Annotated in this window: 10 protein-coding genes; 2 read left to right on the top strand and 8 right to left on the bottom strand. The window is 45.1% G+C overall.

The features are described from left to right. Positions 1-67: 67 nt before the first annotated feature. Together nrdG and nrdD are read right to left on the bottom strand one after the other, a co-directional pair. Positions 68-775: an anaerobic ribonucleoside-triphosphate reductase activating protein gene (gene nrdG / locus ACZ0NX_RS02250; protein ID WP_081091006.1), complete on the bottom strand. Its 708-nt coding sequence runs from the start codon at positions 773-775 to the stop codon at positions 68-70. A gap of 109 nt (positions 776-884) precedes the next feature. Then, on the bottom strand, positions 885-3329 hold the full coding sequence (gene nrdD / locus ACZ0NX_RS02245) for an anaerobic ribonucleoside-triphosphate reductase (protein ID WP_464405262.1): 2445 nt from the start codon (positions 3327-3329) through the stop codon (positions 885-887). Between the two features lie 237 nt (positions 3330-3566). Between nrdD and ACZ0NX_RS02240 the strand changes: the two genes are divergently transcribed. Continuing rightward, positions 3567-3989 (top strand): DUF3052 domain-containing protein, encoded by a 423-nt coding sequence (locus ACZ0NX_RS02240; RefSeq protein ID WP_081091024.1) that lies wholly within the window; start codon positions 3567-3569, stop codon positions 3987-3989. A gap of 227 nt (positions 3990-4216) precedes the next feature. Here ACZ0NX_RS02240 and ACZ0NX_RS02235 read toward each other — a convergent pair whose 3' ends face one another. Then, positions 4217-5941 carry a DEAD/DEAH box helicase gene (locus ACZ0NX_RS02235; RefSeq protein ID WP_464405260.1) on the bottom strand — a complete coding sequence of 575 codons (1725 nt, stop codon included), beginning with the start codon at positions 5939-5941 and terminating at the stop codon, positions 4217-4219. Between the two features lie 573 nt (positions 5942-6514). Here ACZ0NX_RS02235 and ACZ0NX_RS02230 point away from each other — a divergent pair. Next, entirely contained in the window at positions 6515-7669 is a 1155-nt protein-coding gene (locus tag ACZ0NX_RS02230) for a quinone-dependent dihydroorotate dehydrogenase (RefSeq protein WP_464405259.1), read from the top strand. A 56-nt stretch (positions 7670-7725) separates the two neighbouring features. On the opposite strand, the gene ACZ0NX_RS02225 is transcribed toward ACZ0NX_RS02230, so the two are convergent. The 5 genes from ACZ0NX_RS02225 to ACZ0NX_RS02205 all read right to left on the bottom strand — a co-directional run bounded on the left by ACZ0NX_RS02225 (position 7726) and on the right by ACZ0NX_RS02205 (position 16401). Continuing rightward, positions 7726-10167 carry a transglycosylase domain-containing protein gene (locus tag ACZ0NX_RS02225; protein ID WP_464405257.1) on the bottom strand — a complete coding sequence of 814 codons (2442 nt, stop codon included), beginning with the start codon at positions 10165-10167 and terminating at the stop codon, positions 7726-7728. Between the two features lie 86 nt (positions 10168-10253). Further along, a complete protein-coding gene (locus ACZ0NX_RS02220; protein ID WP_060786862.1) occupies positions 10254-10973 on the bottom strand; it encodes a Crp/Fnr family transcriptional regulator in 720 nt (239 codons plus the stop codon). Positions 10974-11003: 30 nt separating this feature from the next. After that, on the bottom strand, positions 11004-13526 hold the full coding sequence (locus ACZ0NX_RS02215) for a S9 family peptidase (RefSeq protein WP_464405255.1): 2523 nt from the start codon (positions 13524-13526) through the stop codon (positions 11004-11006). 60 nt (positions 13527-13586) lie between these two features. Further along, on the bottom strand, positions 13587-14897 hold the full coding sequence (locus ACZ0NX_RS02210) for an App1 family protein (protein ID WP_464405253.1): 1311 nt from the start codon (positions 14895-14897) through the stop codon (positions 13587-13589). Then, positions 14878-16401, bottom strand: coding sequence for a L,D-transpeptidase (locus ACZ0NX_RS02205; protein ID WP_464405251.1), 1524 nt, complete (start codon positions 16399-16401; stop codon positions 14878-14880). The genes ACZ0NX_RS02210 and ACZ0NX_RS02205 overlap by 20 nt, the downstream gene beginning before the upstream one ends. Positions 16402-16599 lie beyond the last annotated feature (198 nt).

Genomic DNA, 16599 nt, shown 5'->3' with positions numbered 1-16599 from the left:
GTAGGTTTAATAATATCACTTCTTCAAATACATATTTGAATTATTGCGCATGGCGCATTCAATAGGATTACGAAGCATCGCCTTCGCCTGAGGCGCGATCTTTTCCATAAATCGACGGAATAAAACGCTCTTGGTCGTGAAGCTTTTCCCAGATTACAGGCGGCTCACTCGGATTTTCCAGCGACTTTGGCACGTCAATAATCCTCTGATTGCTGGATCCGCGGAATTGCAGCAGCGAATCGTGAAGATTCTTCATATATCTTCCGTCAACAAGAATGTCAATGTAGCGAAGCAACTCAAGCTTGTCTGGAGTCTCGCCTTTGCGCATAAGCTCTTCCCAGGTGTAGCCAGTCCAGCTCCAAATGTCTTTAGTATTGCCAAATTCGCTTCGAATACGCTTGCAAAGTGGCAGCAAAATGCCAGTGTTAAGCAGCGGCTCGCCTCCAAGAAGCGTCAAACCTTGCACGTACGGAAGTGCCAAATCTTCCATAATCTGGTCTTCAAGCTTTTGCGTGTACGGATAGCCCGCACGAAAATCCCAAATCGACTCGTTATAGCACTCAACGCAATGGAACGGACAACCAGAAACGTACAGCGAGCAACGGATTCCTTCGCCGTCCGTCATAAGAAATCGCTTATAATCCGCAATCATGCCCTTGCTCATGCGCTCACTGGACCACTGCCCTGCGCGCGGATTATTAGAAAGAGAGGTTGGAATCCAAGGCCCGCGGTTAACGTCTGCAGGTGCAAAATCGTGCAAACTTATGTGAGCCATGGTTCCAACCTTTTTAGTAATTTAGCCTAGCTTTTACTTTATTTTATGCGATTTTATGCCGCGACTTTTGCCGCGACTTTTGCCGCGACTTTTGCCGCAATTCTACGCGCTACTTAGTCTCCTCGTACCATTCGCGCGATTCGCCATTGTTAAGAATAACATGGCCAGTTTCGCCCGACATGTGCTTTACGCGGTGAGCAATCTCTTCGTGACGACCGTGAACCATTGGGCGCTGAACAGGATTGCCCAAGTAGCCACAAGTACGCTTGGTTACGTTGCACTTATCTGGATCACTGTTGCCGCACTCTGGGCAGCGGAAACCTTCCTTAGTTGGCTCAAAGTCGCCCTGGAATCCGCAAACAAAGCAATGGTCAATCGGAGTGTTCGTACCCAAGTAGCCAATGCCAATCTTATAAGCATAATCCCAAACAGCCTCCAAAGCCTTAGGATTTGCCTGCAAGCATGGGAACTCGCAGTAGTTAATAAATCCGCCGGAAGCAAAGTACGGGAAGTCAACCTCGTAGCGGAGCTTCTCCATAGGAGTTGGCTGCAACCACACTGGGTAGTGGAAGGAGTTGGTGTAGAAGTCGTGATCGGTAACGCCTTCAATACGGCCGAACTTCTGGCGATCCATGCGGTTAAAGCGATCCGTCAAAGACTCAGCAGGAGTGGAATATACCGAGTAGTGGTATCCCTCTGCCTTCGACCACTGCTGGCAAAGCTGATTCATGCGGCGAACCATAGAAAGCGCAAACTGCTTGCCGTCTTCGTTCCAGCTGTGATCTTGCATCCAATCCTTGCCAAAGAACACGGATGTAGCTTCATACAGGCCAATGTAGCCAAGCGAAACCGTTGCGCGCTCGTTGCGGAACAGCTGATCCACGCTTTCGTTGGCACCCAAGCGCCCAAACGCGCCGTAGCGGAACAAAGTTGGAGCGTTTACAGGAGTTGCCTGCTTGCAACGCATAATGCGGAATCGCAAAGCCTGATGCGCTACTTCCATGCGCTCGTTAAACAGCTTCCAGAAGCGGTTTACGTCTCCGTGAGATTCCAGCGCAATACGCGGCACATTAACCGTTACAACGCCAAGATTCATGCGGCCGTCTTCCACGTCTTTGCCAGTCTTTGGATCAATCCAACCCTGAAGGAAGGATCGGCAACCCATAGGCGCCTTAAAGGAGCCAGTAATCTTAACAATATTCTCGTAGAACACAACGTCTGGGTACATGCGCTTTGTAGAGCACTCAAGCGCAAGCTGCTTCAAATCGTAGTTTGGATCGCCTGCATCTGCGTTAACGCCGTGCTTAATAGTAAACACAAGTTTAGGGAAGATAGCAGTATGACGATCTTTGCCGAGTCCGCGAATACGATTCAGCAAAATAGCGCGCTGAATTTCGCGAGCAAACCAAGACGTACCCAAGCCAAAACCAACAGTTACAAACGGAGTCTGGCCGTTGGAAACGCGGTTGGAATTGATTTGATATTCCATTGTTTGCATAGCGTCGTAAATCGCCTTGCGGGTCATTATCTTTGCGTAAACCTCACGGAGCTGATCCAACTCGCTCAAATTCTCGTCAAAAGGAGTGTCTTCTGGGAGTGGATCCCTATCTGAACAATGAAGATTCTTAGGCTCCTGAGCCTTTAAGCCGTCAATCATGGCCTTAGCAACTTCGATTGGCGTGGAATCTGGAATCATGGCTTGAGCCATAGCAAGGTTCTTGTCGTAATCGCACTTAGCGTAAGGCTCCAGCATCTCGTCTGCACGGTTCACAGTTTGGCCGCCATACTGCGCACCTGCAATGTCTTTAATAATCTGAGTAACCTGAGTTGCGGCGGTGCCAATAGACTTTGGGCTATCCATCATGGCGTTACCAAGCGCAAATCCCTTAGCAAGCATGTTCCCAAAATCTGGAAGCGAGCAATTGCTCATGCAGGTAAATGGCGAATAATCGGCATCGTGGAAGTGAATATCGCCCTTCATATGCGCGTTAGAAACAGCGTGAGGAAGCATAGAGAACGCGGAAGCCTTAGAAACAGCGCCAGCAAGCAAATCTCGCTGAGTGGCGTAAACGTTGGAATCCTTGTTGGCATTTTCGCGCACAAGCGACTCATCGCGGTTTACAAGGCGATTAACAGCTTCATTAATATCTGTTGCCTTAGCGCGATCAATATCTCTGTTTAGGCGGTAGCTTGTGTAGCAGCGCGCAACTTCGTAAAGGTGATTTTCAATAAGACCATGCTCAACAAGAGTCTGAATATCTTCGATTTTTGCAGGGCCATTGTAGCGGTCTTGAATCTCGGCTTCAATATGATCTGTAATATCGCGAATCATCTGCTCTTCTTGAGGACCAACGTCTTTGCGCAAATCCTTAAAAGCAGCCTTAATGGCCATAATAATGTTCATTGGGTCAAAATCAACAACGCGACCATCGCGCTTTTCAACCTGTACGCGAGATTTCTTGGAAGATTCAGCGGAAGAGTTATTGCCACTAAAATCGGCCAAAGCTTCATCCTGCAAAGCTTCATCTTCTAAAGTCATACCAGAGACCTGCATTCTACAGACCTTTCTCCATTTACCGTATATTTTGCAGCGCAAATCGCCTTATGATTCGCAACAACTTGCTCTACTATAGCCCATTGCGTGCACAATATCTAGGGCAACTTGAATAAAAAACAAACTAGATATAGTGATTTTACGGTTTCTGGCGATTTTCCAGGCGTGTCTCAAGGTGGCAAAAGTGAAGCTATGGCGAGTCGCGCAAATTCTTGGCACTTTGATATATTGAGTCACGTGGAACAGACAGCTTTTCAACATGCAGAAGAATTTGGATTCCAACCTGGAGACATCGTACAGCAGTGGCTATGGGACGATGACGTTGACGATGCAATTTGCAGCAGTATCGAAGAATTAACTGGCGAAGAACTTGTTGACGAAGACTACGACTCTTCTGTTGACGGCGTTATTATTTGGTGGCGCGACGGAGACGACGAAGACGAGTTGGCAGACACTATTATGGATGCAACAAACATGTTGAACAGCAGCGCGCCAATGTGGGTTTTAACACCTAAGCCAGGGCGCGCGGGTTCTCCAAGTTCGAGCACTGTTCAAGCAGCAGCCATGACGGCTGGTATGAACGCCGCAACGCCTTTAACAGTTAGCGAAGACTGGAATGGAATTCGTTTGCGTGCATTTGGAAAAGGCCAAAGCAAGTAGCGCAAATAGTCGGCACTTAGTTAGTTGACGGGTTTTGTACCAAATTTGACCTAAATCACGTACATTTTCGGAAAAAGTTGACGGGTTTTGTAGCGATTTACAGCGTTTTGAACAACAAAAAGCGGAAAACAACTCCGCACTTTGTAGCGATTTACAGCGTGTTGAACAACAAAAATCGGGAACATCGCTCGCGCGTTACAGCGCGCTCACGTCTTCGCTTGCGCGGTCTAAGCACGCGAATGTCCGCGGCCCCTGCCTCTGCCTTTGCCTCTACCCTTTCGCTTTGGCTGCGGCGGCTCTGGCATACTCCAGCCCTCTTGCAATTGCGCTGATTCGCCAACAATCTCTTGCAAAATCGGCGAATCAGGCTTAACGTCTTGCGCCTTTGCCTTAATGCCCGCACGCCTCAACATAACGTGCGCAGCGCGCTTTTGATTCGGTAACACAAGAGTCACAACATCGCCCGACTCGCCCGCGCGCGCCGTACGCCCCGACCTATGCAAGAAGGACTTTGGATCCTCTGGCGGCTCGGTTTGTACAACAAGCGCCACGTCGCTAATGTCAATGCCTCGCGCAGCAACATCCGTAGCCACAAGCACTCGCACATCTCCGCTAGCAAAAACACTCATATGCCTATCGCGCTGATTCTGCGATAAGTTTCCTTGCAAATCAACCGCAGGAATTCCCTGCTGCACAAACTTCTTTGCCATATTCTTAGCTTGATACTTTGTGCGCGTAAAGAATATTGCGCGCTTTTTGCCCGAAGCAAGCTTTCGCAAAACCTCGTACTTATCTGCCGCAGATACGCCAAAAATGTGGTGTGTCATTGTATCTACTTGCGAATCCGCATCGTCTACCGCGTGAACAATCGCATTTGGAAGGAACTGATCTACAATATTTCCAACCTGCTTATCGAGAGTAGCCGAAAACAGCATGCGCTGGCCATTTGGATCAGTCTGCTCCAAAAGTCGCGTAACAGCTGGAAGAAAGCCCATATCCGCCATTTCGTCTGCCTCGTCCAAAACGCTTACCATCACCTTTTCAAGAGTTAACGCACCTTGACGAAGCAAATCCTCTAATCGCCCTGGGCATGCCACTACGATTTGTGCACCCTGCTTAAGAGGTGCCGTTTGCCGCCTGTAGCTTACACCGCCATAAACCGTTACAGTTTTCATGCCGTAAGCAGCCGCCAGAGGGGCGATTACGTCGTCTATTTGATGAACAAGCTCGCGAGTTGGAGCAAGAATCATTGCGCGTGGTGCGGCTGGAGCGCTATTGGCAGCGTCGGAGGAGTGCGAATCGCGCAAATCGCGTGAACCGCGCTTTTTTCCAGTTTTAATCAAATCAACAAAATTTTCAGCCAATCGCGCAACAAGCGGAATAGAAAATGCAAGAGTCTTGCCGCTACCAGTTCTTCCACGCCCTAAAATATTTGCGCCTTGCAAAGAATCTGGCAAAGTCGCCTGCTGAATTGGAAAAGCCGTTGTTTTGCCGTCTGCACGCAGAACTTCCACCAAAGGCTGCGGAACGCCAAGCTGCTCAAAAGTAACGTCATCTTCATAGTTTTCGCGCGATTCAATTGCGGAATCTGGAATCATTACGGAGTTTTTTGCAATCTGTGGATTCTGTGGATTTTGCTTATTCAAATCACGCTTGCCAAAATCACGCTTGCCAAAGTCCTGTTTGCCAAAGTCCTGCTCAGCTTCTTTAATCGCCATCTCTTCGTACTGCAAAGCTTTTTCTCGCGCGCGACTTCTGGCTTTGTCTGCCTTGCGATTGCGATTCTTTCGCGCGTTAAAATCGTGATTTGCACCGCGCCTCTTACTAGATTCTCTGTATTCAAACGGATTGCGCGCCGATTTATGCTGACCGCGCTTTTTTGCAACACCAGTTTTTTTAGATTCGCGCTTGCTATTAGACGCACTTGACGCAGCGTAATGAGTATTTGGCACAATAGCCTTTCGTATCTATGATTGAACAATTCGATTAAACGAATCGGTGAAAAGTCATGAACTAACAGAGACTAGCACATGCCCCACACAAATAGGTAAAAACGATTTGCAGAGAATGTTGCTAAAAATCGGCGTGTTGAACAACAAAGTCGGAAATAGCGCTCGCGCACCACATGATTACGCAGGTTACGCCAAGTGAGGTGGAGATTCGAGATTTTTCGCAGCTATCGAAGCGAGCCTCAGCGTCGCTAGATGGTGACTCGCTGAGAGAGCAAGAAAAATCGAGAATCTCGGTGATAAAAGCTACGCAAAAGTTCTAGATATCCAGAAGGTTTGATGTATTTCTCTACGAGCAATAAATAGCGCCATACTGAGGCCTTGGAATATTAACGTTCATAAGACCCCCGTAAAGGAGCGCGTCACTTGCGAGGAGAGAAATACTCAAACCTCGCGCAACACCAAGCAAGGGGAATATGCACGTATTATTTTCTGCATTTTGTACGTGATTTAGGTGTTTTTTGGTACATTCTCGGGAAAAATTGCAAAATGCGCAAAGTTAGATAGTATTGAATCATGAGTTATGTATCTGAAAATTCATTACACAATGCTGTGAACCTTGCTGCAACAGACCTATTCACTTTTAGCTACAAGCATATTATTAAGCCGCACTTAGTGTTTAACATTCCGCCAGACGAGGCGCACGACCGCATGATTGCATTTTGCAAAACAAGCGAGCGCATTCCTGGATTAATGTGGCTATTGCGCCAAATGCTAGACTACACCGACCCAGTTTTAGAGACTCAAGTTATGGGAGTGGATTTTGCAAATCCATTTGGCTTAAGCGCAGGACTCGATAAAAACTGCGATTTGTGCACGGTTCTAGACAATGCTGGTTTTGGGTTTGAGACAGTTGGCTCCACAACCGCTCGCCCTTGCGCAGGCAATGCCAAGCCTTGGTACCATAGGCTTCCAGAATATGATTCCTTACTGGTTCATGCTGGCCTTGCAAATGACGGCAGCGCACTTGTTATTCCTAGAGTAGAAAAAGCCTGGACTAACGCTAAAAGCATGCAGATTTCTGTTAGCATTGCGCGCACAAACGATAATCTTGTTGGAGATTTAGACGAAGGTATTGAAGATTATCGCATATCTATGGAGCGTGCAAGCGGTAAAAGCTCGATGATTGAAGTAAACATTTCTTGCCCAAACACTATGGTTGGCGAACCTTTTAACCAGCCAGAAGCTCTAGATAAGCTGTTTAACGTTTTAGATAAAGTTAAGCGCCCTCAGCCAACTCTTGTAAAAATGCCTTTAAACCTAAAGGGCGGATGGCCTCAGTTTAAGTCTTTGCTAGACGTTTTGAGCGCACATAAGGTTGATGGAGTTAGCATTGCAAACTTGCGCAAGAATCGCGATGGACTAAACATTCCTGCAGATTGGCAAGGTGGAATCTCTGGATCTCCAACTTACAGCGCAAGCAATGAGCTTATTAGGCGAACTAGAAGCGAGTTTGGCAATCGCTTTGCTATTGCTGGAATCGGCGGAGTATTTACCGCAAATCAGGCTTATCAAAAGATTAGAAACGGAGCTGATTTAGTCATGTTCGTTTCTTCTCTTATGTACAGAGGCCCTCAGCAGATTACAACCTTAAAGCGCGGTCTTGCAAAACTACTTAAAGAAGACGGCTTTAATAGCGTTGCAGACGCCGTTGGAGTAGACGTAGATTAACGCAGATTAGGCTAAACTAACATAGATTAGTCTAGCCTAACGCAGGTTAGCGTAGCCTAGCGGTTTCCTCCGTAATACGAGTTGGATCCATACCTATTGCTGGTTCCACCGTAATACTGATTCTGCCTACCATCACCCGTTGCATAACGGCCATTTGTAGTAGCATCTTGCCTGTAGTAGTAGTTTTGCACGCCTTGCTGGCTCTGCGACGAATCTTGCTGATTAGAATCCGAACCCTGCTGGCTTTGATCTTGGCTCTGTTCTTGAGAAGCCTGCCTACGTGCTTCTTCTTCTCTATCACGCTGCTGCTGAAGTTCGTACTGTTTGCGCATCTCTTCTGTAGTTAACGGCATTTTTCCGCCAGCCATAAACTTTGGATCTGGCTTTCCATAATCGTTATCCATAGGAGTGTTAGATGCCTTTAGGTACGTGTCCATAAACTTTTTCCAAGCAGGCATAGCGATGTAGGTACCATACCATGTGCTGTGGTAGACGCCATTAATCCTCATGTTGTTAAAGCTCTTTTGAACTTCGGCGTTTCCAATCGCAATAAAAGCAGAAACCTTATTTGGCACAAATCCAGCTGTTGCCATGTAAAAGTCTTCGTTAGTACCAGTTTTTGTAAACGTCTTGCGTCCGCCTTCTAGCTGAGCCATATGTGCAACACCAGTTGGCTGAACAACGCCCTGATTAATGGCGTATGCTGTTGTTTGAGCAACCTTCTTTGGTATTGCCTGATGGCAATTAGCACTTGGAACTCTTAAACGCTTGCCATTCTTATCTACTACGCGCTTAATGGCTATAGGGTCGCATTGAACTCCATCAGCAGCAATCGTTGCATAAACATTTGCCATTGTAAGCGGCGAAGCCTGCACAGCGCCAATCAACATAGGCGGGTTGAACGAGTTTTTAGAAAACACATCTTCTTGACCTAACGGAGAATTGTGATACCCCAATGTTCTAGCCGCTTCTGCAACAGCGCAAAGCTTAAGCTGAGATCCCATTGCAGCCTGAATGGTGTTATGAGAATGAACAAGACCCATTAAAGGAGTTTCTGGGCTAACACTACCGCCGCCAGAGTTTTGAACAGACCAACGCCCTATTCCGCGATATCTTGCGCAAGAGAAATCAGTGTTGTTATAAAGCATGCTTGTTCTTAGAGACTGATTGATTGACTTTCCAGCAAGCAGCCAAGCAACAATGTTAATCGGCTTCCACGTAGAACCAATCTGCCAGCCTAAGCCGCCGCCGTCGCGCTCGTCTACAGCGTAGTTAATAGCAGTGTGTGTAGGGTCGGACTTTGCTGCATCTGTAGCATCGTAAATGCGATTGCTTCCAAAGCCAAGCACTTCCCCAGTTCCAGGCTTAATAGCGGCAATTGACACTTCAAAGCCGCTTGGATCGTGAATTGGAACAGTGGCTCTAGCAGTATCCATTGCGGTAGAGTTTGCAAGAATATCCATTGTTGTGTAAATGTCTAATCCGCCTTCGTTAAGAAGCTTTTGACGCGCAACAGTGGTCTTTCCAAACTCGCGGGAATTCAATATTTTTTTAGTAACATAATCGCAGAAGAATGCAGCATCTCCAGCAGCCTGGCAGCCAACGTTTGCAACTTCGTGCTGAATATTAAGAGTATCTTTAATAGGAATTGCAGCCGCGTCGTCATGCTCTTTTTGGGTTATAAAATTCTGCCTAAGCATTAAATCAAGAACAATATTCCTCTGCTTTTGCGATTCTGGCCAATTTTCTTCAATGGAAGGATCGTATCTAGAAGGATTCTTTGTAATTGCTGCGATTGTTGCCGACTGAACAAGATTAAGCTTAGCGGCCGTAGTGTTAAAGTATCGTTTTGCAGCAGTTTCTACACCATAAAGATTATTACTACCAAACTGTGCAACATTTAAGTATCCCTGTAAAATCTCTAGCTTTGAATACTTCTTTTCCATTTGAATAGCAATAAGCATCTCTCGCAGTTTTCTGGTGACTGTGCTTTCTGCTGCGTGATATTCCGAAATAGGATCATTGTCTTCTCGCGCCTTAATCATAAGAACGTTTTTAACGTACTGCTGAGTTAAGGAAGATCCACCTTGCATATCGGATTTTTTTATAAATGTTTGCACAAATGCTCGCATAACACCTTGAACATCTACACCTGAATGCTCAAAGAATCGTCGATCTTCTCGAGCCACCATTGCCTGCTGCATGTACTGCGATATACGCTTAAGTGGCACAACCGTACGATTTTGCGCGTAGAAAGTTGCGATTACTGTTTTTCCATCCGAAGCGTACAAACGCGACTTTTGCGGCAGCGCGGTAACGTCAAAATCAATGCCATCTACCCTAAGAGAAGGTACAACAGTTTTAACAACGTTGTTTATACTCATTACCCCTGGTACAAAAAGAATACTGGAAGCTACACCACCTGCAACACACAAAGTGATGTATGTAAGAAACAGTGCGAGTACTCTACGAGTTGTTAGGGATTTCTTTTTAGGCATGCGAACTATTCTAGAGGCTTGCCTCTACGTTGCGGCACGAAAAAGACGATTTATCTTTTTGATTATATTTTTGACTATATTTCTGATTATCTTTCTGCCCTACGAATCAACATTCCAGGCTCATAAATAATAATCGACCTTCCGTGTCTTTTAATCCAACCTCTTTGCGCAAAATCCATCAAGGCTTTGTTAACAGTTTCTCTAGAAGATCCAACCAATTGAGCAAGCTCTTCTTGCGTTAAATCGTGAGGAACAAGCACGCCTTCTCTAACAGGCTCGCCAAATCTAGAAGCAAGATTTAAAAGCGTTTTAGCCAATCTTGCTGGAACATCCATAAAAACAAGATCGGAAATATGCTCATTATTTGCTCTTAAGCGCGCAGCCAAAACCTGAAGCATGTCTACAGCAACACGAGGATGGTGACCCAACCAGTTAAAAAGCACCTCGTTTTCTAACCAGAGTACGCGAGTTTTATCTGTAATAGCAATCGCAGAAGCCGTGCGCGGACCGCCATACGGGTCAAAAACAGGAATTTCTCCAAGAATTTCCCCGTGCGTGTGAATGCTAAGCAATTGCACACGATTATCTCTTGAATGACGAACGAGTTTAACGCGCCCACGCTCCAAAAGATACATGCGGCGATCTGTATCTCCTTCGTTAAAAATCGCCTGCCCCCTAGAAAAAACCGACTCATGCAAGTGTTCTAGCAGCTCCCTCGCTTGATCTAGCGGCACTTGCTTAAATAACGCGGTATGCGTTAACGGAAGGTCTTCCTCGTAGGGCTTATTTGGCTTAATTCTTACCACAATCAGCCTCCAATGTGTTTTAAAAATATTCTACGAAATACCCATGGCATCTAAACACCATGCGTTTTCGTAGCAAACTTCTTCCCATTTTTTATACCTACCAGAGCCGCCGCCGTGGCCTCCGTCTGTTTCAATTCGCGCAATCGCATCCACTCCAGCTGCCTGCAAACGAGCAAGCCACTTAAGAGGCTCCGTAACAAGAACGCGAGTATCGTTAATCGAAGAAGTTATAAGAATCTTTGGAAACTCGCCCGCCTTAACGCTCTGAGGTACATTTTCGTACGGCGTGTACGACTTTAAATACGCGTAATCTTGCGCGTTGTGTAACGGGTCTCCCCATTCATCCCACTCGGTAACAGTAAGCGGCAACGATTCGTCTAACATAGACGTAAGCGCATCTACAAAAGGAACATCCGCCTCGATTCCTGCATAGCATTGCGGAGCCATATTTGCCACAGCGCCCATAAGAAGGCCGCCCGCGGAACCGCCATTAGCCACAGTCTGATTTGCCGAAGCATACCCAGCTTTTTGAAGAGCGCACGTAACATCTATAAAATCTTCAAACGTGTGTTTTTTGTTGCGACGCCTGCCATTCTCATACCACGCGCGACCCATTTCTCCGCCGCCGCGCACATGAACTTGAGCAAAAAGCACTCCTCTATCTAGCATGCTTAAACGCGCAACCGAAAAATATGGATCGCTGCTAATCTCGTACGCTCCATAAGCAGTTATAAACATTGCATTTGTTTTTGCAACAGCGTCTTTTTTCCACACTAGCGAAACTGGCACGCTCTCGCCATCTCGAACCTTAACCCACACTCGTTTTTCTGCGTAGTCATTTTCGTTAAAATCGCCCAAGATTTTTCCGCGCTTAAGAAAAACACTTTTACCTGTTGCTATGTCTAGCTCTTTTAACGCTCCAAGAGTTGCGTAACTTGAGCAAGAATAACGTATTTTTGGCGCTTCGTAACACGGATTTCCCGTTGCTCCAATAAGGCTGATTCGGCTATTTTTTGCCTGCTCAGGCGTTATTTTAGATAATTCTTTGCGAGCGCTGGTAAAACGGAAGCTTGCGACTTTTGCGCAAGAATCGTTAAGATCCAACGAGTCGCAAGAAACCACAGAATCGCAAGAAACCACAGAATCGCAAGAATCTTCTACAAACCCATCTTCTTTTACAAGACGGAATCTCCAAGGGCAACCAGACTTAAAGTCTTCAACGGCATTGCTTTTAGTCATAACTGCTAATTGAGGCAAACCATTTGCACGGAAAGAAAGAGCTACGTAATTTTTATAAACGCTTAAACCATCCACGCTTAAGCCGCGCAATCCTTGCAAAATCTTAGGATTTTTGCTGTTGTAATACGGCTCACTAATGGCCTTTTTACTTGCACCTTTCTCTATTAAATCGCCATTTTTACATCCGTAAGGAGACCCTTGCGCAACACAGCAGCCTTCGCCAATGTTAAACGGCATTGAATCTATAGAGTGCTTGCGCAAATCTATAACGTCAATCTGAAAATTCGGATTCTTAAGATTATGGCTTACAAACATAAGCGGAATGTCTTTGCCATCTTCTCCAGCGTTTTCAAAGCAAGCAAACGAAACGTCGTATTCCACGTTTTCTACAGGCTTTAACACCGTTTTAAAATCTGCTTCTGGAGTGCTTAACGGCAGCATTAATACGCGTGAAGTGGTTTTAGAGCTGCTGTTTATAATAACGCTTCGCTCATCAAAGCTTTCGTACACGCTAACAAAAAAGCGCTCGTCTAAATCTTCAAAAACTTTAACGTCATTTTCTACGCTTGTTCCAACTTTGTGCCTAAACACCTGATATGGGCGCCAAGCACTATCTAAAGTTACGTAGAAAACCCATTTTCCATCTGGCGTTAAAAGCGCGGAAGATATGCCTTTTATGCAATCCGAAAGCGTTACAAAACTATTGTTATAGCGAGTGTTGTAATCGTCACCAGAAGGCGCGCAAAAATCGCGTATATAAAAGTCAAATCTTTCGTTGCCGCTAGTATCTACCCCAAACAACATTCGCTTTCCATCTAGGCTAATATCCATTCCGCCAAGCTGGAAGAATCCGCCATTAAAACGATTGGCTTCTATGTTAGCGTCAAAAATAACCTCTTCGTCTGGAGTCTGGCCAGCATGCGCGCGCTCATCTATAACAGGTGGATTCCAGTCATCTTTGCTCTTAATTTTCATACGGCATTGAACGGCGTATTGCTTGCCTTCTTCGGTTCTAACGTAATACCAATAACCGTCCATGCGAGTTGGAACCGACATATCTGTTTCTTGAATACGGCTCTTTAACTCACTAAACAAATGTTTACGTAAAGGCTCTAAACTAGAAACGCGTTTGCTAGTGTACTCATTTTGAGCGTTAATATAATCGCGTAAATCCTTGGATTTAGTGTTTTTCATCCAAGCATATTCATCTACAAACACCTGGTTATGAAACTCACGAACGTAATCAACTCGTTTTGCAGGAAGTGGCTTTTCAACAGTCTTAAAATCACCAACTTTTAGCGAATTATCTTCCATTTATAACCTTTGCAACCTTTACAGACTTTACAACATTTACAACATTTACAGCGCTTAAAATCAGTCTTTGCTATTAACAGAATCAATAATAAACGGAATCATAAGATCTTCTAGCTCGTTGCCATTTTGCGCCGCAAAAAATGGAACACCTTCAAAAGTTCCAGCCGCACCCTTAGCTTCAATAAAGCTATTATTGCAAGTTTTAGCAACCCTAGAAGAAGCAAGAGTCACACCAAAAGTCTTAGACATGCTTCGCCTAAAATCAACCAAAGTTGCATCTTTCTTAAGCTGACGTATGCCAACTGCAAGAACACGATCTGGGAATTTTTCAATGATTTTTGCATAAGTCGAAGGGTCTTTTTGGCCATCATCTCCAACAAGAACAAAACGCATACCTGGAAAATCATTCATAAGCTGCTGAGCAAACTCAAGCTTGTGCTGCGGTCCAGTTGGAACAAAAGTCTTAGGGCGCGGGTCTAAATCCCTAAGAAGAAGAGGGCCGGCAGGAAAACCTTCGCGCAAAATAAAGTGGCGAATCGAAGCTTCTACATTCCAAGGAGAAGTGGAAAGATAAAAGAACGGAACACTAGGAATTGAATCACGAATACTATTAAAAAAGTGACTCATGCCATTAACGGCATGCCTATGCTCTGGATTCATAATAAGCAGATTGTAGGCAGCTCTAAGAGGAGAAGGCGCTTGAGTGACCATAATAGTATCGTCAACATCGGAAATAATACCTAAAGGCGTCTGCTCCGATATAACAAACATGCTTGCTTCAACAGGATCGCGATTATCAACCTTGTACGAAACCTTGTGTTCGCCTGCTAAAAGCGACCTTTCGGTAATCAAATCTAAGTAACCCGAACAATCCGAAACGCAATATTCAGCGCTGCTATTATATGCAGAATCTGGCTTATCGTACACAGAAGAATCGCCAACCTGCGCCCATTCAACAGCAACGTTATCAATGCTTAGAGCAACCTTAACACGAATTGCAGGAACAACAAGCATTGCGTAAATACCGCGCTTTAAAGCGGAATGATGGCCAGCTTTAGGCGCTAAAACGGTTCGGCAAATCAAGCGCGCGTAGCGATCGGTACCGTAGCCAATATATGGTTCAACGCTAGGAAACCAGCCAAAATGGCGAGCGATTTTGCCGCTTATGCGCACCCAAAGCCCGAAACTAGATGTTACAAACTTTCTAGCAAACTGAACAATTGGAGGCTTTTTGTCTAAGCGCTCTTCGCTAGAAGGGGCATCAAACAGCGTTTCGGTAACACGAACCTGAATCGGAGTGCTACTAACTCTTCTAGCTGCAGCAGGCAAATCGCCCTTTAAATCCGCTGCCTTATTGGCGAACTGGTCCATCTGGTTGTTCTCCAACAACTTCCACAACTGTTCCGCGAGGGCAGTTGTCAAATACCCACTTTGCGTCTTGCTCATACATGTTTATGCAGCCGTGAGAACCGTACTTTGCAGGGTATCCCTGAGCTATACCAACATTGTTCCAAAGAGCGGTGTGGAACGAGATTCCGCCATTAAAGTAGCTAACCCAGGTAATTCCAGGCAAGAAATACCTAGAGCCGTTTCGGTTAAATCCACGCATATCTTGCACCCTGTAGCGCAAGTAAATAAAGTACGTTCCGTTTGGCGTTTCGTAATAACCGTTTGAGCCGCTGCAAACTGGGAATGTTTTAAGAAGCTGATCGTCTTTGTAAACGCTTATTGTTTGGTCTGTTTTATTAACAACAACACGCATTTCGACGGTCTTTTTTTCGATTCCAAACTTAACAATGCTCGTTGGAACACTAATCTTTGCATCCGCCGACTTTTCTACTGCCTGAACAACCTTATTCGCAAAGTCTTTAGAATATTTAACTTCTATACCGTTAACGCCCTTAAGCGTTGTTAATATAAACTTGCCTTGCTTGTTGTAAGTATCTTCTTGATCTACTTTTTGCTGATTAAGATTTTTAGCAAGCTCTTTAGAAAGCCATGCGTCTGCAGCAGATGAATCAACCTTGTACGAAATCTTCTTTTTTGTACAATCTGCATCAATCTTAATCCAAGACGCTAAAACAGACTTTGGAAGTGTAAAATCTTTTGAATCACCATTATCCAACGTGATTTTTTTAGATAGTAAATTATTAAGCTGATCAACGGTTTTCTGTGCAACATCGCGCTTAATCGGAGCTTCCACTCTGCGCGAGCTAACCGTAACTTTTACTGTTTTACCAGGATTTTCCAGAACTCGCTTAATCGCTTCGCGAACTGGCAAAGTTATAATCGTACGCCCTGGAACACCATCTTCTACAACGTAAGAATTGGAAGAAGAATCAAACTTAGCCGTATAAGGCATTGCTCGATCTTTTTGGCTCACAAACTTTTTAACAACATATGCATCCATACGGTCGTTGTTTAACTTAGCTTTAAGCCCAACGTTTTCTTGCATCCACGGCATAAGCATTGTAAACACATTATTGTGCTTTGCGCGCATAATGCTCTGCACGGTTGCGTCTTTATCTATGTTTACCGATAAATCTTTAAGGGTTTCAACGGAGCTTTTTCCAGAATCGTCTTTAATCTCAATCTTTGTGTTTTCAATCGCGTTATTCACAGCGTTGGTAACTTTTTCAACCTGCGCGCCCGAAATCTCGCTGCTGCCAGCAAAATGTACTCCTGGCGCAACGCGATCGCGGAAGTATGCTTGCGACCCCACAAAAGCAGCCGCCAAAAGTATTAAGAAAATAACGAACGAATAAAGCAATACAAGCGCAGACTTATTAGACTTCCTACGCTTTTTTGATACTGCAAATTGTTCAGTATCGTCGGACTCAAAAACGTCTACATTATTTTCTTGTAATTCAGACATGACCATAAACCCCTATAGTTCAATCATGCAAAACGCATGTTGCAAGCTTATCACTTGCGCGTCATATAAGTCGCCATGCAAGTCGCATACAAATCGCCGTACAAATCGCCATATGTTAGGCACACAGTAAAAATGCACAGTCAAGATGCGCTAAATACGTAATGAAAATGTGAAAATAATTAAATATTGGAAATTATT

This window comes from Gardnerella rara (genome assembly GCF_055452355.1).
The sequence above is the reverse complement of the archived record's forward strand: the minus strand, read 5'-3'. Positions and strand labels throughout refer to the sequence as shown.

Excerpts from the sequence above, each read along its gene's own strand:
- ACZ0NX_RS02225 (WP_464405257.1), bottom strand. The coding sequence starts at position 10,167 with ATGCCTAAAAAGAAATCCCTAACAACTCGTAGAGTACTCGCACTGTTT.
- ACZ0NX_RS02205 (WP_464405251.1), bottom strand. The coding sequence starts at position 16,401 with ATGTCTGAATTACAAGAAAATAATGTAGACGTTTTTGAGTCCGACGAT.
- ACZ0NX_RS02230 (WP_464405259.1), top strand. The coding sequence starts at position 6,515 with ATGAGTTATGTATCTGAAAATTCATTACACAATGCTGTGAACCTTGCT.
- ACZ0NX_RS02215 (WP_464405255.1), bottom strand. The coding sequence starts at position 13,526 with ATGGAAGATAATTCGCTAAAAGTTGGTGATTTTAAGACTGTTGAAAAG.
- nrdG (WP_081091006.1), bottom strand. The coding sequence starts at position 775 with ATGGCTCACATAAGTTTGCACGATTTTGCACCTGCAGACGTTAACCGC.
- nrdD (WP_464405262.1), bottom strand. The coding sequence starts at position 3,329 with ATGCAGGTCTCTGGTATGACTTTAGAAGATGAAGCTTTGCAGGATGAA.
- ACZ0NX_RS02210 (WP_464405253.1), bottom strand. The coding sequence starts at position 14,897 with ATGGACCAGTTCGCCAATAAGGCAGCGGATTTAAAGGGCGATTTGCCT.